We start from the raw sequence: 18265 nt of genomic DNA on the forward strand, positions 1-18265 counted from the left end.
AGTGGCTCATTGGCCGTTCTCGGTGAACATCTTGATCAGGTCGTGGGCGCTGTTGTGTTCGGAGTCGATCCGGTAGCGCTCGCCGTCTTCAGCAGCGGCGACCTCGGCGCTACGGCGGAACATGTCCTGCTCGTACGCGGTGAGCGCGGCCTCGATGTCGTCGGGGTGCGCGGCGAGGGCCTGGCCGAGTTCGGCGCCGTCGAGCATGGCCAGGTTGGCGCCCTCGCCGTTCGGGGCCTGTAGGTGGGCGGCGTCGCCGAGCAGGGTCACCCCCGGCACCCGGTCCCACCGGTGCTCGGCCGGCAGGGCGTGGAGAGAGCGCAGGACCGGCGCGGTGTCGCCGTCGGTGATCAGCGCGGTGAGCTCCGGGGCCCAGCCGTCGAACTCCGCCGCGATCCGCGCGACCGCCGCGGCGGCATCGGCGAAATCGATGCCGTCGAACCAGTCCCGCGGCTTGGACAGCCCCACATAGGCGTGCAGGGTGCCGCCGCTCTCCCGGTGGGCGAAGATCTCCCGGCCCGGCGAGGGCGCCATCAGCGCCCCGCCGCCGACCGTCTTCGCGGCGGCCGGGTGCCGGGTGTCGGCGTCGAACAGGTAGGTCTCGACGACCGACGTGCCGACGTACTCGGGTATCACGTCGGAGAGCAGCGGCCGCACCCGTGACCAGGCGCCGTCCGCGCCGACCAGCAGGCGGGCGTCGACGGTGCCGCCGTCGGCGAAGGTCACCTCGTGGCGACCGTCGCCGAGGGTGCGGACGCCGCTGACCTTGTGCCCCCACCGGACGGTGCCGGCCGGGAGCGAGTCGAGCAGGATCCGTCGCAGGTCGCCGCGCATCGCCTCGGGGCGTCCGCCCGTGCCGTCGTCGTCCTGTTCGAACAGGACCGTCCCGTCCGTGTCGAAGACCCGCATCGCCTGGCGGCCCTCCAGGACGATGGCGCGGAACTCGTCCATCAGGCCGGCCGCCTCAAGAGCGAGCTGCCCGTTGTAGTCGTGGATGTCGAGCATCCCGCCCTGCGTGCGCGCCGATGGGGAGGCATCGGCCTCGTAGACCGCGGCCGGGATGCCGTGGACGTGCAGGACGCGGGCCAGCGTGAGTCCGCCGAGTCCGGCGCCGATGATCGTGACTGGGGTGTACATGATGGCTCCTCGGGATCGGGCCGCCCGGTGGCTCCGGGCGGCCGTCTCCAGAAAGGTGCCAACTACCGCCGACGAGCCGCCGACATCCGACCGACAGCCCTCCGATGCGCGACCGACACCGCAGATCGGCGGTCAGTCCAACACCGGCAACAGCTCCGGGAGATGGCCGTCCGAAGCCGTCGCCGCGCGCTGCCGTTCCTCCGGTACCTCTCCGTACAACGTGGTACGGGGCCTTGCCGGGCGGCCCGCTGCCTCGGCCACGGCGATCAGGTCGCGGACCGATTTGTAGGAGCCGTAGGAGGAGCCCGCCATGCGGGAGATGGTCTCCTCCATCAGGGTGCCGCCCAGGTCGTTCGCGCCGGAGCGGAGCATCTCGGCCGCGCCCTCGGTGCCGAGTTTCACCCAGCTGGTCTGGATGTTGGGGATCCAGGGGTGGAGGAGGAGACGGGCCATGGCCGTGACGGCGCGGTTGTCCCGAGTGGTCGGGCCCGGCCGTGCGATGCCCGCCAGGTACACGGGCGCGTTGGTGTGGATGAAGGGGAGGGTGACGAACTCGGTGAAGCCGCCCGTCCGTTGCTGGATGCGGGCGAGCGTGCGGAGGTGGCCGAGCCAGTGGCGGGGCTGGTCCACGTGGCCGTACATCATCGTGGACGAGGAGCGGATGCCGAGCTCGTGGGCTGTCGTGACCACCTCGATCCAGGTGGCCGTGGGCAGCTTGCCCTTGGTGAGGACCCAGCGGACCTCGTCGTCGAGGATCTCCGCCGCCGTGCCCGGGATGGAGCCGAGGCCCGCCTCCTTGGCGGCCGTCAGCCACTCGCGGATGGACATCCCGGTGCGGGTGGCGCCGTTGACTACCTCCATCGGGGAGAAGGCGTGTACGTGCATCCCGGGGACGCGGGACTTCACCGCCTTCGCGATGTCGAAGTACGCCGTCCCCGGCAGGTCCGGGTGGATCCCGCCCTGCATGCACACCTCCACCGCGCCGACCTCCCAGGCCTGCTGGGCCCGGTCGGCCACCTGGTCCAGGGAGAGGGTGTAGGCGTCGGCGTCCGTGCGGCGCTGGGCGAAGGCGCAGAAACGGCAGCCGGTGTAGCAGACGTTGGTGAAGTTGATGTTCCGGGTGACGATGTAGGTGACGTCGTCGCCGACGGCCGACCTGCGCACGTCGTCGGCGATACGGGTCAGCGCGTCCAGCGCCGGGCCGTCCGCGTGCAGCAGGGACAGGGCCTCCTCGTCGGTGAGGCGCGTCGGGTCGGCGGCCGCCGTGCGCAGGGCCTGCCGTACGTCGGTGTCGATGCGCTCCGGCGCCATCCCGGGGGCGGCGGCCTCGCGCAGGGCGGCCCAGTCGCCGTACACCTCGTCGAAGTCGTCGCGCCGGTCGGACGTACGGCCCTCGGTGTCGATCGACGCGTGGAGATCCGTACGGCCGGAGGCCACGAACGCCTCCTCCGGCTCCTGCCACGGAAGCCCCTGCGGAAGAACCTCGGAACGCGCCAGCCCCGTCGCCGGGTCCGCCAGCGCCCGTACGTGCGGCAGCAGCCGCGGGTCCAGCCAGGGCTCGCCGCGCGTGACGAACTCCGGGTACACGCAGAGACGTTCCCGCAGCTCGAACCCGGCCGCCGCGGACTTCCGCGCCAGTTCCTCGATCTGCGGCCAGGGGCGTTCGGGGTTGACGTGGTCGATGGTCAGGGGCGACACCCCGCCCCAGTCGTCGATGCCCGCGCCGATGAGGCGTTCGTACTCGGAGTCGACGAGGTTGGGCGGGGCCTGGAGGCAGGCCGCGGGCCCCATGATGTGGCGGGACACCGCCACCGTGGCTACGAGGTCGTCCAGTTCGGCGTCCGGCATGCCGCGCATCGCCGTGTCCGGCTTGGCGCGGAAGTTCTGGATGATCAGCTCCTGGATGCCGTGGTAGGCCCGGGAGACCTTGCGGAGCGCGAAGAGTGACTCCGCTCGCTCCTCGTACGTCTCGCCGATGCCGATGAGGAGCCCGGAGGTGAACGGGACGGACGAGCGGCCGGCGTCCTCCAGGACGCGCAGGCGTACGGCCGGTTCCTTGTCCGGGGAGCCGTGGTGCGGGCCGCCGGGCTCGGACCACAGGCGGGTCGCGGTGGTCTCCAGCATCATGCCCATGCTCGGCGCGACCGGCTTCAGGCGCTGGAAGTCCGTCCAGGTCATGACGCCGGGGTTGAGGTGGGGCAGCAGCCCCGTCTCCTCCAGGATGCGGATGGAGATGGCGCGGACGTAGGCGATGGTGTCGTCGTAGCCGTGCGCGTCGAGCCACTCGCGCGCCTCCGGCCAGCGGTCCTCGGGCTTGTCGCCGAGGGTGATCAGGGCTTCCTTGCAGCCGAGCGCGGCGCCCTTGCGGGCGATGTCGAGCACCTCGTCGGGGGACATGAACATGCCGTGGCCGGCCCGGCGCAGCTTGCCGGGCACGGTGACGAAGGTGCAGTAGTGGCACTTGTCCCGGCACAGCCGGGTGAGGGGGATGAAGACGCTCTTCGAGTACGTGATGACACCGGGCCGGCCCGCCGCATCGAGGCCCGCGTCCCGCACCCGGGCGGCGGACGCGGTGAGGTCATCGAGGTCCGCGCCGCGCGCCTGGAGCAGCACGGCCGCCTCGGCGACGTCGAGAGCGACGCCCTCCCGGGCACGTTTGAGGGCGCGACGCATGGAGTTCTCGGTGGGGCCGGTTCCGGAGGTCGCGGAAGTCGTCATCCTTCGAGCATACGAGTGCGGTGATCAGGGCGGTCAGGGCCGCCCCGCGCGCCACCCGCCGCCGCGCTCAGTGGAGGGCGAGCCAGCCGATACCGACGGCACACGTGAGGCCAGCGGCGATCATGTCGGCCGGTGTGTGGCGGCGCAGTGCGGACCAGATCACCAGGGCGGCGAGCAACACGGCGACCGTGCCGAGCGTGCCGACCAAAGCCCCCTTGCTGTAACCGAATTCGTTGATGTGCACCGCGAAGCGCACCAACCAGAAAAGCCTCATGACGCGACCGTGCCCAAGTGAAGTCTCTCCCCCGTTTCCCGCTGTGATCGGCGATGGTCAGAAGCCGATCCGATGCGGACCCGAGTCGAGATCTTACGGTTGGATCGCGTCGAGCGCGCGCAGTACCTCCGTCTCCCCCGCCGGCGGCAACTGCACCACGACCTCCTCGATGCCGAGTTCGGCGTAGTGCGCGAGCTTGCCCGGGGTCGGCTCGACGGCGTACGGCACGATCTGGAGGGCGGCGGGGTCGCGGCCGGCATCGGCCCAGGCGGCGCGCAGCACGGGCAGCGACCCGGTGAGCCCGCGTCCGCCGATCGGCAGCCACCCGTCGGCATACTCCGCGATGTGCGCGAACAGCTTGGGCCCGGCGGCCCCGCCCACGAGCGTCCGGGGTCCGACGACCGGTCCGCGCGGCTTCTGTGCGGGCTTGGGGTGGGCGTGGCTGGCCCGCACGCCCCCGAACTCGCCCTCGTACCCGGTCGGCTCCTCGGTCCACAGCGCCCGCATGAGCGCCATCCGGTCCCGGACCAGTTCCCGCCGCGTGCCCCACGCCACGCCGTGGTCGGCGGCCTCCTCGACGTTCCAGCCGAAGCCGATGCCGAGGGTGAGCCGGCCGCCGGAGAGGTGGTCCAGCGTGGCGGCCTGCTTGGCGAGGTCGATCGGGTCGTGCTGGGCCACGAGGGTGATACCGGTACCGAGCCCCAGCCGCTCCGTCACGGCTGCCGCCTGGCCGAGCGCGACGAAGGGGTCGAGGGTACGGCCGTACTCGCGCGGCAGCTCGCCGCCCATCGGGTACGGGGTGGTCCGCTCGACCGGGATGTGGGTGTGCTCGGGCAGGTACAGCCCGGCGAACCCGCGCTGCTCCAGCTCACGGGCGAGCCGGGTGGGGGTGATGGTCTCGTCGGTCAGGAAGATCGTGACGGCGATTCGCATGTCCCACATGTAGCGGGGTGGGGGGCAACTGTCCATACCGACTGGTCGGCACATCCATCCGCAGATGCGTCCATGACAAGCTGTCAACTCGCCCTTCCCTTGCATACGAGGAGAGTTCACGCCCGCACAGGACGGTGGCCCCATGTGTGATGACGCGCACGGCATCGGAAGACGCGCCCTGTTCGTGACGGGAGCGGCGGCCGCGCTTACGTTGGGAAGCGTGAGCTTCGCGGCGGCGGACGACCAAGGCCAGGAGACCCGGACGGTACGCGGCACGCTGCCGCCCGGCTCCCCGGACTTCGTGTACGTACCCGTCGAAGTCCCCCAGGGCGTACGGGAGATCAAGGTCTCCTACACCTACGAGAAGCCGACCGTCCCGGCCGGCACCCAGGGCAACGCACTCGACATCGGCATCTTCGACCAGCACGGCACCGAACTCGGCGGCCGGGGCTTCAGGGGCTGGTCGGGCGGCGCCCGCACCGAGTTCTTCATCCGCGCGGACGACGCCACGCCGGGCTACCTCCCGGGACCGGTGCGGGAGGGCACGTGGCACATCGCCCTGGGCCCCTACACGGTGGCGCCGCAGGGCCTGGCGTACGAGCTCACGATCACGCTGACGTACGGCGAACCGGGGACCACGGCACCCCCGGTGTACCCGCCCTCCCGGGCCAGGGGCCGGGGCCGGGCCTGGTACCGGGGCGACTGCCACCTGCACTCCTGGTACTCCGACGGCCGCCGCACCCCGGCCGAGATCGCGGCCCTCGCCCGTGCGGCGGGCCTCGACTTCATCAACTCCTCGGACCACAACACCCACTCCGCCCACGCCCACTGGGCCGACCAGGCGGGCGACGACCTGCTGATCATGCTCGGCGAGGAGGTCACGACGAGGAACGGCCACGTCGTGGCCCTCGGTACCGACCCCGGCACCTTCGTCGACTGGCGCTACCGGGCGCGGGACAACCGCTTCGGGCGTTTCGCGAGCCGCATCCGCCGGGCCGGCGGCCTGGTCGTCCCCGCCCATCCGCACGCCACCTGCGTGGGCTGCGGCTGGAAGTTCGGCTTCGGCGAGGCGGACGCCGTGGAGGTGTGGAACGGCCCGTACACACCGGACGACGAGGTCACGCTGGCCGAGTGGGACAACCTGCTCGTCGCGTACGTCCGGGAGGGGCGGGCGGGTGGCCGGGTGTGGCTCCCGGCGATGGGCAACAGCGACGCCCACCGCGACCCGGACGTGGTCGGCAGCCCCCAGACCGTCGTCCTGGCCGACGACCTGACCCGCGAGGCCGTCCAGGAGGGCATCCGCGCCGGCCGCTCGTACATCGCGGAGTCCAAGAACATCTCCCTGACCTTCACCGCGACGAGCGACCGGGGCCGGCACGCGGGCATCGGGGAGCGGCTGGAGGTCGACCCCGACACCCCGGTGACGGTCCGCCTCGAGATCTCCGGCGCCCCGCGCTGCACGGCCCGCATCATCACCGACCAGGGCACGCTGCTGACGAGCGACCCGCTGCCGGTGTCCGGCTCCGGGGTGGTGGAGTGGCGCACGACCCCCGCCTACGCGGCCTACACACGGGCCGAGCTACGCCACGAGACGGCAGCGGGGACTGTGCCGGGGGCGCTGGCCGCCCTCACCAACCCGATCTTCCTCGGGCGGTGGGGCGGGTAGGAGCGACGCCGGTCGAGTCGTGAACGTGGGGCCGCCCGGGAAGCGGGGGCCCGGGTGGGGGCCTCGTCAGGCCGGGGTTTCGGCGGTGGCGATCAGGACCGCGCGGCCGAGGGTGTGACCGGCCATGGTGAAGCCGAGGACGGCCGGGGTGGCGTCGGCCGCGACGCCGATCGTCTCGACGTCGAGGGCGTGCACCACGACGAAGTAGCGGTGCGGGCCGTGCCCGGCCGGCGGGGCGGCGCCGATGAAGCGGGCGGCGCGGGCGTCGCCCGGCAGCTGGAAGGCGCCCTCGGGCAGGCCCGAGCCGGTGTCGTCGCCGGCGCCCTCGGGCAGCTCGGTGACGGTGGCGGGGATGTCGGCGACCGCCCAGTGCCAGAACCCGGACCCGGTGGGGGCGTCGGGGTCGTAGACGGTGACGGCGTAGCTCCTGGTGCCTTCCGGGGCGCCGCTCCAGGACAGCTGCGGGGAGACGTCCTTCCCGCCGGGGACGCCGAAGATGCCGGAGAACTGCTCGGGCGACCAGGCGGCGCCGTCGGTGACGGTGGTGCTGGTGACGGTGAAGGAGGCCGCCTCGGGGAGGCGGGCGAAGGGGTCGTTGGCGCTCATCGCGTCGTTCCTTTCAAGCAGTGCTGTCGGGAAGTGATGGATCGACGATAACACTAATAATCGATTATTCAGGGGATCGTCTATGCTGACCCTCATGACCCAGCCGGCCCACAGCCCCGTCCCGTCGGGGAAGCAGATGCTCTCCGAGCAGGTCTACGCACGTCTGCGGGACGCGATCATGCGCGGGGACTACGCCCCCGGTGACGCCCTCAAACCGCAGGACCTCGCCAAGGAGCAGGGCGTGAGCCTGGCCGTCGTGCGCGAGGCGCTCGTGCGCGTGGTCGGGGACGGTCTCGCCGACCGGCTGCCCAACCGCGGTTTCGCCGTCCCGGCCTTCTCCGACCGCCGCTGGCAGGAGATCGCGGAGGCCCGCCGGACCATCGAACCGGTCATGCTGCGCATGTCCGTCGAACGCGGCGACGTCGACTGGGAGGCCCGGGTACGAGCCGCCCACCACCGGCTGGCCCGCACCCCGGTGTACGCGCCGGAGGAGAGCGAGTACTACAGCGGCGCCTGGGCGGAGGCCCACCGGGTCTTCCACCGCACCCTGCTGGAGGGCTGCGGCAACCCCGTCCTGATGGAGACCTTCGACCGGATGTGGACCGCGAGCGAACTGGCCCGCCGCCTGTCGACGCTCCGCCACCCCGACCGGGACGGTGTCGGCGAGCACCGCCGGCTGGAGGAGGCGGCGCTGGCCCGCGACGCCGACACCGCAGCCGAGGTACTGGCCCAGCACCTCAGCCAGACCGCGGCCGGACTGACCGACCGCACCCCCGGGAACCCCTGAGGACAGTCACATGCCCGGCAGCGGCAGATCGTCCGTGTAGCCGTTCACCGGGCGCGGGACCTTCTTCAGGGTCCGGGCGTCGAGGGCGGCCGGGGCGCTGCTCGTACCCAGGGTGCCGCCGGGGTGCCAGGCGCCTGTGACGGCGACCCAGGTGTTGGCGGAGGGGGCCTGGGCGCCGTAAACGCGTACCTTCACCGTCTGGGCGTCCGCCGCGCAGCACGAGATGATGATCCGGGTCAGGTACCAGCCGCCGCCCTTGCCCGCGGGCGTGACGATCCCCGTCATCCGGACGGTGCGGCCCTTGACGGCCTGCCCCCGGTCCTGCTGGACGCGGCGGGTGAAGTCGGTCAGCGTGATCGGCAGCGGGGAGGTCGCGGGCAGCGGGTCGAAGTGCGACTGCCGGGTGACCTCCTTGGCGGCCGCGTGGGAGGCGGTGTACGCGCCGAGGGCCGGCGGGGCGTAGAGGAGCAGGCTCAGCGCGGGGAGCAGCAGCAGCCATGCGGCGCGGGGGACGCCCGCATGGTCGTGCCCGTGTTCCTCGTCATGGTGCTCCGCGCCGCCGTGGTCGTCCGCGTCCGGCTTCCGCCAGGACCAGGCCTCCGCCGCCGCCAGCGCGAGCAGCACCACCCCCGACGCGACCAGCATCAGGTGCATGCCCGGCCGGACGTACCGCAGGTACACGTCGGTGAAGAGCGAGGCGTACAGCAGGCCCGCGCCGGTGAGGGCGAGCAGGATCACGGGCAGCGGGCGCTTCACAGCAGGACTCCCCCGATCAGGGCGGCGCACAGGACGGCGACCACCAGCGTGGCGGCGGAGAAGCGGACCGCGAAGGCCCGGCCGAACGTGCCCGTCTGGAGGGCGATCAGCTTGAGGTCGACCATGGGGCCGACGACCATGAACGCGAGCCGTGCGACGGGCGAGAAGCCGGTGAGGGAGGCGGCCACGAAGGCGTCGGCCTCCGAGCAGACCGCGAGCAGCACTGCCAGTCCGGCGAGGAAGAGGACCGACAGCCAGGGCGAGCCTGAGAAGGTGTCGAGGACGGAGCGCGGAACGGTGACGTTGAAGGTGGCCGCCGCCATGGCGCCGACGACGAGGAAGCCGCCCGCGTGCAGGAAGTCGTGCTGGAAGCCCTGCCTGAATTCCGTCCAGCGGCTGTGGCCCGCCCGGTGGCCGGTGTGCCGGGCGGCCGGCCTCAGCCACTCCTCGCGGCCCCGCCACAGCCACAGCCAGCCCATGACGACGGCGGCGGCGAGCGAGGCGAGGAGCCTGGCCAGGACCATGGCCGGGTTGCCGGGGAAGGCGATGGCGGTGGCGGTCAGGACGACCGGGTTGACCGCGGGCGCCGACAGGAGGAAGGCGAAGGCCGCCGCGGGCGTCACCCCGCGGCCGATCAGGCTGTTCGCGACCGGCACCGAGGCGCATTCGCAGCCGGGCAGCACGGCCCCGGCGACGGAGGCGACCGGGACGGCGAGCGCGGGCCGGCCGGGCAGCAGCCGGGTGAAGACCCGCGTCGGCACGAACGCGTTGATCGCGCCCGACAGTGCCGTGCCCAGGAGCAGGAACGGCATCGCCTGCACGGTGACCGCGAGGCACACGGTCCGCCAAGCCTGGAGGGCCGGGCCCTCCGGCCAGCGGCCGACGAGGACGACCGCGGCACCGGGAAGCACGGCCGCCGCGAGGAGAAGGAGCGGCCAGAAGCGGGGCGGAGCCGGGCGTGCGTCCTGCTCGGTGACCGCGGCTCCTGCCTCCGTGGCCTCCGCCGCCTCCTCCGGTTCTACTGTCCTTTGCACCCCAGCTCCCACCACTTTGACGCCGGGTCGAACATAGCGTGGAAGCTGCGCTTACAGGTCAAGCCCACCCCAAAGCCCATTCCGAGGGAGCTTTTCGGCCATGTCCCGTCTCTCCGATCTCCGTTTCCGCACCACCACCGGCTTCCAGCGCCACGTGGGCAATCCGGTGCTGCGCCGCCTCCCCTTCCAGACCGTGCTGGAGACCACCGGCCGCGTCTCCGGGCTGCCACGGCAGACCCCGGTGGGCGGACGCCGGGTCGGGGACTCCTTCTGGCTGGTGTCCGAGTTCGGGGAACGGTCACAGTACGTACGGAACATCAAGGCGAACCCGGCGGTCCGGGTCCGGATCGCCGGGCGGTGGCACACCGGGACCGCCCATCTGCTGCCCGACGACGACCCGGTGGCCCGCCTGCGCCACCTGCCCCGGATGAACAGTGCGGCGGTGCGGGCGCTGGGGACCGGTCTGCTGACCGTGCGGGTGGATCTGACCTCCTGACCCGGGCGGGCTCTCACCCCGGCCAGACGATCGCCTGCACCTCGCTGTACGCGTGCAGGGCGTACACCCCCACGTCCCGGCCGACTCCGCTGCTCTTGAACCCGCCGAACGGCGCCTCCATGTTGCGGCCGACCGTGTTGACCCCGACCCCGCCGGCCCGCAGCCGCCTGGCCACCCGGAAGGCCCTGGCGACGTCGCCGGACCAGACGTAGTCGATCAGGCCGTAGTCGGAGTCGTTGGCGAGGGCGACCGCCTCCTCCTCGTCGTCGAAGGGGACGACCGAGACCACCGGGCCGAAGATCTCCTCGCGGACGGCCCGCATGTCGTTGGTGCAGTCGGCGAGGAGGGCCGGGGAGACGTAGAAGCCGTGGTCGAGCGGCGGGCGTTCGCCGCCGGTGACCACCGTGGCGCCCTCCTTGCGGGCGAGTTCCACGTACGACTCCACCCGGTCCCGGTGCTCGGCGGAGATCACCGGGCCCACCACCGTGTCCGGTTCGCTCGGCTTCCCCACCTTGAGCCGGCCCGCGTACGCGGCCAGTGCCGAGACGAGGGCGTCGTACACCGCCCGCTGCACCAACACCCGCGTCGGCGCCGTGCAGATCTGCCCGCTGTAGAAGGAGAAGGTCGTGCCGATGCCCGCGACCGCCGAGCCGAGGTCCGCGTCCTCGAAGACGATCGCCGCGCCCTTCCCGCCCAGCTCCATCAGCTGCCGTTTCATGCCGCGCCCGCACACCTCGGCGATGCGCCGGCCGACCGCCGTGGAGCCGGTGAAGCTCACCATGTCGACGTCGGGCGAGGCGACGGTCGCCTCGCCGACGGCCACCTCCCGGCCGGAGACGACGTTCACCACGCCGGGTGGCGCCCCGGCCGCCTGAAGGGCCTCGGCCATGCGGTAGACGGACAGCGGGTCCTGCGGGGCGGGCTTCACCACGACCGTGTTGCCCATGGCCAGCGCCGGGGCGACCTTCCCGGCCGGGTTGGCCCACGGGTTGTTGTACGACGTCACGCAGGTGACGACGCCCACCGGCTGGCGCACGGCCAGCGCGCCCATCACGCCGGCCTTCCCCATCGGGCCCGCCTCGTTGATCTGCGGCGGGATCGCCCATTCGGCCGGTTCCACGCGGGCGTACCGGCGGAAGCGGGCCGCGGCGACCCCGACCTGCATGGCGCGGGCGGTGCCGGTGGTGGCGCCGGTCTCGGCGCGGGCCAGGTCGGTGTACGGCACCAGGTGGGCGCGGATGTGGTCGGCGGCCCGGTCCAGGACCGCCGCCCGTTCCTCCGGCGGGGTGCGGGACCAGGGGCCGAAGGCCTCGCGGGCCGCGGCGCAGGCCGCCTGCGCCTGCTCCCGTGTGGCCTCCGGTGCCCAGCCGACGGTCTCCTCGGCCGCCGGGTCGGTCACCGGGTAGTGGCCGCCGCCCGGCTCCACCCAGGCGCCGCCGATGAACAGCCGCTGGCCCTCGCTCACTTCGTGCTCACCGTCCGGGTGTCCCGCCCCGAGCGCAGCACCCGCCCCGGCACCGCCCCGGTCACCGTGTCGTCCCGGATCGCCTCGACCCCGTTGACCCAGACGGCCCGTATCCCGATGGCCCTCGCGTCCAGCCGTGGGCTGTCGCCCGGCAGGTCGTGCACCAGGGTGGCCTGGCCCGCGTCGATCCGTTCCGGGTCGAACAGGACGAGGTCGGCATGCCAGCCCTCCCGGATCCGGCCCCGCTCGCGCAGGCCGAAGAGGCGTGCCGGGTCGTCCGTCAGCATCTTCACCGCCTGTTCGAGGCCGGCCAGCCTGCGCCCGCGCAGGCAGTCCCCGAGGAACCGGGTGGTGTACGGCGCCCCGCACATGCGGTCCAGGTGCGCGCCCGCGTCGGAGCCGCCGAGCAGTACGTCCTCGTGCTGCCAGGTCTCCGCCCGGAGCGTCCAGGACGCCGGGTCGTTGTCGGTGGGCATGGGCCACAGGACCGTACGCAGGTCGTCGGCGGCACAGATACCGACCAGGCAGGCGAAGGGGTCCTGGCCCCGCTCCTCGGCGATGTCCCGGACGACGCGGCCGGTGAGTCCGCGGTTGGCCTCGCTGTAGGTGTCGCCGATGACGTACCTGCTGAAGTTCGCCAGCCGCCGGAAGACGCCCGCTTCCTTGGAGTCGGCGCGGCGCAGCATCTCCGCCCGGACCTCCGCGTCGCTCAGGCGGGCGATCCGCTCGGGGACGGGCAGGCCGAGGATCTCGCCCCAGCCGGGGATCAGGTTCAGCGCGCAGAAGGTGCCCAGGGACATGTTCATCGGGGTGAGGATCGGCATGGTGAGTGCCACGACCCGGCCGCCGGCCTTGCGGGCCCGCTCGCTCGCCGACAGCTGTCTGGGCACTCGCTCGGGGACGGCCGCGTCGACGGTGAGGACGTTCCAGTTCAGGGGGCGTCCGGCGCTCGCGCTCATCTCCACGAACAGGTCGATCTCGGCGTCGCTGAACTGGTCGAGGCAGCCCGCGACGATCGCCTCGATCTGGGTGCCCTCGTGTTCGCCGACGGCCCGTGCCAGGGCGAGCAGTTCCTCGGGGCGCGCGTGGCGGGAGGCGACCGGTCGGCCGTCGCCGTCGGAGTGCGTGGACGACTGGGTGGTGGACAGGCCCCAGGCGCCCGCGTCCATCGCCTCGTGGAAGAGGCGGAGCATCCGCTCCAGCTGCTCCGGTGTGGGCTGCCCGCCGACCGCGTCCGGGCCCATCACGTACCGGCGGAGCGCGCAGTGCCCCACCATGAAGCCCGCGTTGACGGCGATCCGGCCCTCCAGCGCGTCCAGGTACTCCCCGAAGGTGTGCCAGCTCCAGGGCGCGCCCTCCTCCAGGGCGACCAGGGACATGCCCTCCACCTTGGACATCATCCGGCGGGTGTAGTCGGCGTCCTCGGGCCGGTCCGGGTTGAGGGGGGCGAGGGTGAAGCCGCAGTTGCCGGCGGCGACCGTCGTCACGCCGTGGTTCAGCGAGGGTGTCGCGTACGGGTCCCAGAAGAGCTGGGCGTCGTAGTGGGTGTGCGGGTCGACGAAGCCGGGCGCGAGGACGAGGCCGTGCGCGTCCTCACGCGTCCGGGAGTCCTCGGTGATCTCGCCGACGGCGGCGATCCGGCCGTCCCGTACACCGACGTCGGCGGTGCGGGCGGGGGCGCCCGTCCCGTCGACGACGGTCGCCCCCTTGATGACGTGGTCCAGCATCCCCGGCCCCCTACGCCGCTTCCCGGAACCGGGTGGTCCGGTGGACGGGATCCGTGTCGATCTTCGGGATCACGTGCTCCCCGATCAGCCGGATCGTCTGGAGGGTCTCCTCCTTGGGCACCCCGACCGGCAGCCCGAAGCTGAGCTGATCGGCGCCGGCCTGCTCCCAGCGCTTGCACTGGCGCAGCACCTCGTCGGGGTCGCCGCAGATCAGCAGCTCCTCCTCGACGAGGAGTTCGACGAACTCGGGGGTGTACTCGGGCAGCGTCTCCGGCCACTCCGGGAAGCCTTCCGGGCGCGGGAAGGTGTCGTGGTAGCGGAAGACGAGGGAGGGCAGGTAGTGCAGGCCGCCGGCGGCCGCGATCCGGATGGCCTCGTCGTGGGTGGGGGCGCAGATGGCGGTGGTCGTCACCATCACGTTGTCGTTGACGAAGTCCCCGACGGGCTCGGCGTTCACGATCGCCGTCTTGTACTGCTCCAGCACCCACTCCATGTCGGAGACCTTCTGGATGCTGAAGCCCAGCACCCCGAGCCCCTTCTTCGCGGCCATCGAGTAGGAGGGCGGGGACCCGGCCGCGTACCACATGGCCGGGTGCGACTTCCCGTACGGCTTGGGGAGCACCTTCCTGGGGGGCAGCTGCCAGTGCTTGCCCTGGAAGCCCGTGTACTCGTCCTGGAGCCACATCTTGGGGAACTCGGCGATGGTCTCCTCCCAGATCTCCTTCGTGTAGTTCATGTCGGTGATGCCGGGGAGGAAGCCGAGGATCTCGTGGGAGCCGGCGCCGCGCCCGCTGCCGAACTCGAAGCGGCCCTCGCTGAGGTGGTCGAGCATGGCGACCTTCTCGGCCACCTTCACGGGGTGGTTGACCTGGGCGAGGGGGTTGAAGATGCCGGAGCCGAGGTGGATGCGGTCGGTGGCGTGGGCGAGGTAGCCGAGGAAGACGTCGTTGGCGGAGAGGTGGGAGTACTCCTCCAGGAAGTGGTGCTCGGAGGCCCAGGCGTACTTGAAGCCGGACTTGTCCGCCTGGATGACGTACTCGGTCTCCTCCATCAGTGCCTTGTGCTCGGCCAGCGGGTCGGTCTCGGCTCGCTTGCCCACGTATCCCTGTACAAAGAGCCCGAATTCCAAGGCGGTTCACCGTCCCTACACTTACTGACACACCGTCAGATTTCCTGCCGCCCGACTGTTGCACCGCCCGCATGCACCGTCAATAGCTGACGGCTCGTCAGATGACGGTCACTCCCGCCAGCCACCCGCCGTCGATCACGAACGGCTGCCCGGTGATGTACGAGGAGTCGTCCGAGGTGAGGAAGAGCGCCAACCGGGCCACCTCCTCCGGCCTGCCGATCCGGCCCAGCGGCACGAGCTTGCGGTACAGCTCGTCCAGCGCGCGGGAGGTCTCCTCGGCGTCGGCGTCCGGGTCCAGCCGGGCCGGGTTGGACATCGGGGTGTCGATGGCGCCCGGACAGATCGCGTTGACGCGGATCTTCCGCTGCGCCAGCTCCAGGGCGGCGACCCGGGTGAGCCCGAGGACGGCGTGCTTGGTCGCGGCGTACGTGCCGACGGCCGCCATACCGGTCAGCGCGGTGTAGGAGGCGGTGTTGACGATCGTCCCGCCCTCCGCCAGCGCGGGCGCGACCGTCTTCATACCGAGGAAGCAGCCGACCTGGTTGACCTGCACGACCTGCATGAACTCCTCCAGCGGAGTGTCCACCAGGGAGTTGAAGCGCAGGATGCCCGCGTTGTTGACCAGCCCGTCGACCCGCCCGTACGCCTTCCGCGCGGCGGCGAGGGCGGCCTGCCAGTCCTCCTCCCGGCTCACGTCCAGGTGGACGAACGTCGCCCCCAGCTCCTTGGCCAGCGCCTCCCCCTGGTCGTCCAGCACATCCGATACGACCACCCGCGCGCCCTCCGCCGCGAAGAGCCGCGCCTCCTGCTCGCCCTGCCCGCGCGCCGCCCCGGTGATGATGACGACGCGTCCGTCCAGCTTGGCCATGTCTCTCCTCAGTCCAGTGCGGGGGCGACCTCGGCCCCGAAGACGGCTATCTGATCGGTGAGTTCGGCGCGGCTCCGGCAGCGGAACCGCACCTGGATCTGGTGCACGCCCATCGCGCGGTACGCCCGGAGCGACTCGGCGAGGGCCTCGGGGGCGCCGGTGAGGGTGCGGCGGCCGGTGTCCCAGCCGGGCCGGCCGACGTACAGGGGCTCGGTGATCGCGCCGACGGTCAGGGGCGCCTCGATCCCGGCCCGGCTTCTCAGGTCCTTGATCCGGGCGATCTGCGCGGGCAGCCGGTCCCGCGGGTCCCCCTGCGGCAGCCAGCCGTCACCCTTGAGCGCGGCCCGGCGCACGGCGGCGGGCGAGGAGCCGCCCACCCAGAGGGGGACCCGCGGCTGAGCGGGCCGGGGCCGCTGCCCGAGCCCCTCGAAGTCGTACTCCTTGCCGTGGTGCTCGGGGTACTCCTCCGGCCCCAGGGCCGCCCGGAGCGCGTCGATGGACTCGTCGAGCAGGGGGCCGCGCCGCTCGAAGTCCACGCCCAGCGCCTCGAACTCCTCCCGCACGTGCCCGGCGCCCACCCCGAGGATCAGCCGCCCTCCGCCGAGGTGGTCGAGGGTGGCGTACTGCTTGGCGGTGACGAGCGGGTGCCGGAGGGCGACGACCGCGACATGGCTGAGCAGCCGGACGCGTTCGGTGACGGCGGCGAGGTGGGCGAGGGTGGCGACGGGGTCGTACCAGACCGTGCTCATCGCGGGCGCGAGGCGGCGCGGGATGGCGACGTGGTCGCAGCAGGCGATGTAGGCGAAGCCGGCACGGTCGGCGGCGCGGGCGATCTCGACCAGGTCGGCGGGAGCGGCGCTCGCCTCCCAGGCCTCCGCGTAGAGGGTGCTCTGGGACTGGACGGGGAGCTGGATGCCGTAGGCGAGGCGCCGCTCGGGGCGTTCTTCGGGGCTCTCCTGGGGCGGGACGGGCACGATGACCCCCTCTGCAAGACTGACGGATCGTCAGACGACGACCGCTGGGCACATCGTCGTAGCTGACGATCCGTCAGACAAGAGGGGCCGCAGAGATGGGCGGCCGCAGAGACGGGGCCGGTGCGGCTCGCGTCAGCGCGCGAAGCCGTCGCCGAAGTTGGCGTCCGTGACGGGCGCGCCGAGGGTGGCGGGCCCGAAGGAGGCCGAGCCGGAGGCGGTCGGCCCGGTACCGGTGGAGCGGAAGGCCCAGGCGGCGCCGTCGAAGGTGTTCTCGCCGGGGGCGCCGACGTACAGCTCGGCGCGGCCGTCGTGATCGGTGTCGGCCAGTGCGGTGTGGCTGCCGAAGAAGTCGTTCTGCTCGGCCGTGCCGGGCACGCCCGCGGTGTCCTGGTTGAAGGACACGGCACCGGCGCCGGTCAGCCCGCCCTTGCCGCCGCGCAGCACGGTCACCGCGCCGGCCGAGGCGACCTTGCCGATGTCCTCGTTCGGGGAACCGGCGGCGACATCGGCGTAGCCGTCGCCGTTGACGTCGGCGACGGAGACACCCCAGCCGAAGCCGTCACCGGCCTCGGAGGCGCCGGGTACGCCGGCCGTGTTCTGGTTGATGACCGTGGTGCGGGACGTGTCGGGCCCGGCGGCCGAGCCGTACACGACCCCGACCTGGCCGCCGAGGAGCGCCGGGTCGACCGGGGTCTCACCGGAGCCGTCGAGGGGCCGCCCGATGACCAGGTCCGCGTACCCGTCCTTGTTCACGTCGCCGATGCCGAGGCTGGAGCCGCCGCGCACCCGGGTGCCGTCGGCCTTCTTCAGGACGGCCGGGGCACCCAGGCCCTGCTTGCTGCCGTGCAGGTAGACCGCACGGGGCGCGGTGGCGTCCGGGTCGGAGCTGTCGTCGTCGCTGTGGTCGTGGATGAGCGCGACCAGGTCGGTGACGCCGTCGTGGTCGACGTCCCCGGCCGCGAGGTCGTCGAGGGCGTAGTCGGAGTCGAAGGAGAGGCCGGCGGAGCGCGCGGCGCCCGCGGTGCGGGTGAAGGGGCCCTCCAGCAGGCGGGTGGAGGTGGCCAGGTCGAGCCGGCCGTCACCGTCGTAGTCCCCCAGGGCGAGGTGCTGGGCCTCGACCCGGTCACCCTCGGTGCCGGTCGCCACGTTCGTACCGCCGGACAGCCCCTCCTTCCCGCCCCAGACGACGGTCAGCGTGCCCGCGTTCCGCACGGAACCGATGTCCTCGCCGCTCGCGCCGACGACCAGGTCCGCGTACCCGTCGCCGTCCAGGTCGCCGAGGGCCAGGCCGGAGCCGAAGTAGTCGTCGGCCTCCGCGGAGCCGGGTATGCCCGCCGTGTTCTGGCTGATGACCTGCCGGTGCTTGGTGTCCAGCCCCTTCGAGGAGCCGTACACGACGCTCACGTACCCCGCACGGGCGTGCCCGCCGACCTTGCCCCAGGAGGCGGCGACGGCGAGGTCCGCGTACCCGTCGCCGTTGAAGTCGGCGCGCACGCTCCGCACCCCGGCGCCCTGCGTGCCGGCCGCGTGCGCGCTCACCGGTCCGACGACGGCCCCGGCGACGGCCACGGCGGCCACGAGTCCGAGACGGGGACGAAACCTGTGCTTGCCCATGTGGAACCCAACTCCCGTTTTCCTGCGGTCAGTTGACAGCGGGAGAGTCAAGATCCCCACGCCGTCGTCCAGTACGACTCG

Annotated in this window: 16 protein-coding genes; 3 read left to right on the forward strand and 13 right to left on the reverse strand. The window is 72.4% G+C overall.

What is annotated here, in order from left to right; translation table 11 throughout:
* Positions 1-6 precede the first annotated feature (6 nt).
* From ABZ915_RS21705 to ABZ915_RS21720, 4 genes are all read right to left on the reverse strand, one after another.
* A complete protein-coding gene (locus ABZ915_RS21705; protein WP_361805360.1) occupies positions 7-1137 on the reverse strand; it encodes an NAD(P)/FAD-dependent oxidoreductase in 1131 nt (376 codons plus the stop codon).
* 132 nt (positions 1138-1269) lie between these two features.
* Entirely contained in the window at positions 1270-3855 is a 2586-nt protein-coding gene (locus tag ABZ915_RS21710) for a bifunctional FO biosynthesis protein CofGH (RefSeq protein WP_361805363.1), read from the reverse strand.
* 67 nt (positions 3856-3922) lie between these two features.
* Positions 3923-4129: a hypothetical protein gene (locus ABZ915_RS21715; RefSeq protein WP_361805366.1), complete on the reverse strand. Its 207-nt coding sequence runs from the start codon at positions 4127-4129 to the stop codon at positions 3923-3925.
* Between the two features lie 93 nt (positions 4130-4222).
* Positions 4223-5062 carry an LLM class F420-dependent oxidoreductase gene (locus ABZ915_RS21720; protein WP_361805369.1) on the reverse strand — a complete coding sequence of 280 codons (840 nt, stop codon included), beginning with the start codon at positions 5060-5062 and terminating at the stop codon, positions 4223-4225.
* Between the two features lie 142 nt (positions 5063-5204).
* On the opposite strand from ABZ915_RS21720, the gene ABZ915_RS21725 reads away from it, so the two are divergent.
* On the forward strand, positions 5205-6728 hold the full coding sequence (locus ABZ915_RS21725) for a CehA/McbA family metallohydrolase (protein ID WP_361805372.1): 1524 nt from the start codon (positions 5205-5207) through the stop codon (positions 6726-6728).
* Between the two features lie 66 nt (positions 6729-6794).
* Here the strand turns inward: ABZ915_RS21725 and ABZ915_RS21730 are convergent, their stop codons facing one another.
* Complete coding sequence (locus ABZ915_RS21730; RefSeq protein ID WP_361805375.1) at positions 6795-7334, reverse strand: YbhB/YbcL family Raf kinase inhibitor-like protein; 540 nt, start codon at positions 7332-7334, stop codon at positions 6795-6797.
* Between the two features lie 94 nt (positions 7335-7428).
* Here ABZ915_RS21730 and ABZ915_RS21735 point away from each other — a divergent pair, with 94 nt between their 5' ends.
* Complete coding sequence (locus ABZ915_RS21735) at positions 7429-8121, forward strand: GntR family transcriptional regulator (RefSeq protein WP_361805378.1); 693 nt, start codon at positions 7429-7431, stop codon at positions 8119-8121.
* A gap of 6 nt (positions 8122-8127) precedes the next feature.
* On the opposite strand, the gene ABZ915_RS21740 is transcribed toward ABZ915_RS21735, so the two are convergent.
* Both ABZ915_RS21740 and ABZ915_RS21745 read right to left on the reverse strand, forming a co-directional pair.
* Positions 8128-8877 carry a TIGR03943 family protein gene (locus tag ABZ915_RS21740; protein WP_361805381.1) on the reverse strand — a complete coding sequence of 250 codons (750 nt, stop codon included), beginning with the start codon at positions 8875-8877 and terminating at the stop codon, positions 8128-8130.
* Positions 8874-9911 (reverse strand): permease, encoded by a 1038-nt coding sequence (locus ABZ915_RS21745; protein ID WP_361805384.1) that lies wholly within the window; start codon positions 9909-9911, stop codon positions 8874-8876. Before ABZ915_RS21745 ends, ABZ915_RS21740 begins: the two co-directional genes overlap by 4 nt.
* A gap of 100 nt (positions 9912-10011) precedes the next feature.
* Between ABZ915_RS21745 and ABZ915_RS21750 the strand changes: the two genes are divergently transcribed.
* Positions 10012-10407: a nitroreductase family deazaflavin-dependent oxidoreductase gene (locus tag ABZ915_RS21750; RefSeq protein WP_361805387.1), complete on the forward strand. Its 396-nt coding sequence runs from the start codon at positions 10012-10014 to the stop codon at positions 10405-10407.
* Between the two features lie 13 nt (positions 10408-10420).
* On the opposite strand, the gene ABZ915_RS21755 is transcribed toward ABZ915_RS21750, so the two are convergent.
* The 6 genes from ABZ915_RS21755 to ABZ915_RS21780 form a co-directional block, all read right to left on the reverse strand.
* On the reverse strand, positions 10421-11872 hold the full coding sequence (locus ABZ915_RS21755; RefSeq protein ID WP_361805390.1) for an aldehyde dehydrogenase family protein: 1452 nt from the start codon (positions 11870-11872) through the stop codon (positions 10421-10423).
* Positions 11869-13599, reverse strand: a complete 1731-nt coding sequence (locus tag ABZ915_RS21760) for a D-aminoacylase (RefSeq protein WP_361805393.1) — start codon at positions 13597-13599, stop codon at positions 11869-11871. The genes ABZ915_RS21755 and ABZ915_RS21760 overlap by 4 nt, the downstream gene beginning before the upstream one ends.
* Before the next feature lie 10 nt (positions 13600-13609).
* The gene (locus ABZ915_RS21765) at positions 13610-14728 is read right to left on the reverse strand and encodes an LLM class flavin-dependent oxidoreductase (RefSeq protein WP_361805396.1); all 1119 of its coding nucleotides are present in this window, start codon (positions 14726-14728) and stop codon (positions 13610-13612) included.
* Positions 14729-14825: 97 nt separating this feature from the next.
* Positions 14826-15596 (reverse strand): SDR family oxidoreductase, encoded by a 771-nt coding sequence (locus tag ABZ915_RS21770; protein ID WP_361805399.1) that lies wholly within the window; start codon positions 15594-15596, stop codon positions 14826-14828.
* Positions 15597-15604: 8 nt separating this feature from the next.
* A complete protein-coding gene (locus ABZ915_RS21775) occupies positions 15605-16570 on the reverse strand; it encodes an LLM class F420-dependent oxidoreductase (RefSeq protein ID WP_361805402.1) in 966 nt (321 codons plus the stop codon).
* A 132-nt stretch (positions 16571-16702) separates the two neighbouring features.
* The gene (locus tag ABZ915_RS21780) at positions 16703-18184 is read right to left on the reverse strand and encodes an FG-GAP and VCBS repeat-containing protein (RefSeq protein ID WP_361805405.1); all 1482 of its coding nucleotides are present in this window, start codon (positions 18182-18184) and stop codon (positions 16703-16705) included.
* Between the last annotated feature and the right edge of the window lie 81 nt (positions 18185-18265).

The sequence above is a fragment of the Streptomyces sp. NPDC046915 genome (genome assembly GCF_040644935.1).
Taxonomy (GTDB): domain Bacteria; phylum Actinomycetota; class Actinomycetes; order Streptomycetales; family Streptomycetaceae; genus Streptomyces.

What these genes read in the sequence shown, in the direction of transcription:
- ABZ915_RS21735 (WP_361805378.1), top strand. Translation starts at nt 7,429, where the DNA reads ATGACCCAGCCGGCCCACAGCCCCGTCCCGTCGGGGAAGCAGATGCTC.
- ABZ915_RS21725 (WP_361805372.1), top strand. Translation starts at nt 5,205, where the DNA reads ATGTGTGATGACGCGCACGGCATCGGAAGACGCGCCCTGTTCGTGACG.
- ABZ915_RS21720 (WP_361805369.1), bottom strand. Translation starts at nt 5,062, where the DNA reads ATGCGAATCGCCGTCACGATCTTCCTGACCGACGAGACCATCACCCCC.
- ABZ915_RS21770 (WP_361805399.1), bottom strand. Translation starts at nt 15,596, where the DNA reads ATGGCCAAGCTGGACGGACGCGTCGTCATCATCACCGGGGCGGCGCGC.
- ABZ915_RS21730 (WP_361805375.1), bottom strand. Translation starts at nt 7,334, where the DNA reads ATGAGCGCCAACGACCCCTTCGCCCGCCTCCCCGAGGCGGCCTCCTTC.
- ABZ915_RS21780 (WP_361805405.1), bottom strand. Translation starts at nt 18,184, where the DNA reads ATGGGCAAGCACAGGTTTCGTCCCCGTCTCGGACTCGTGGCCGCCGTG.
- ABZ915_RS21760 (WP_361805393.1), bottom strand. Translation starts at nt 13,599, where the DNA reads ATGCTGGACCACGTCATCAAGGGGGCGACCGTCGTCGACGGGACGGGC.
- ABZ915_RS21750 (WP_361805387.1), top strand. Translation starts at nt 10,012, where the DNA reads ATGTCCCGTCTCTCCGATCTCCGTTTCCGCACCACCACCGGCTTCCAG.
- ABZ915_RS21710 (WP_361805363.1), bottom strand. Translation starts at nt 3,855, where the DNA reads ATGACGACTTCCGCGACCTCCGGAACCGGCCCCACCGAGAACTCCATG.
- ABZ915_RS21715 (WP_361805366.1), bottom strand. Translation starts at nt 4,129, where the DNA reads ATGAGGCTTTTCTGGTTGGTGCGCTTCGCGGTGCACATCAACGAATTC.
- ABZ915_RS21705 (WP_361805360.1), bottom strand. Translation starts at nt 1,137, where the DNA reads ATGTACACCCCAGTCACGATCATCGGCGCCGGACTCGGCGGACTCACG.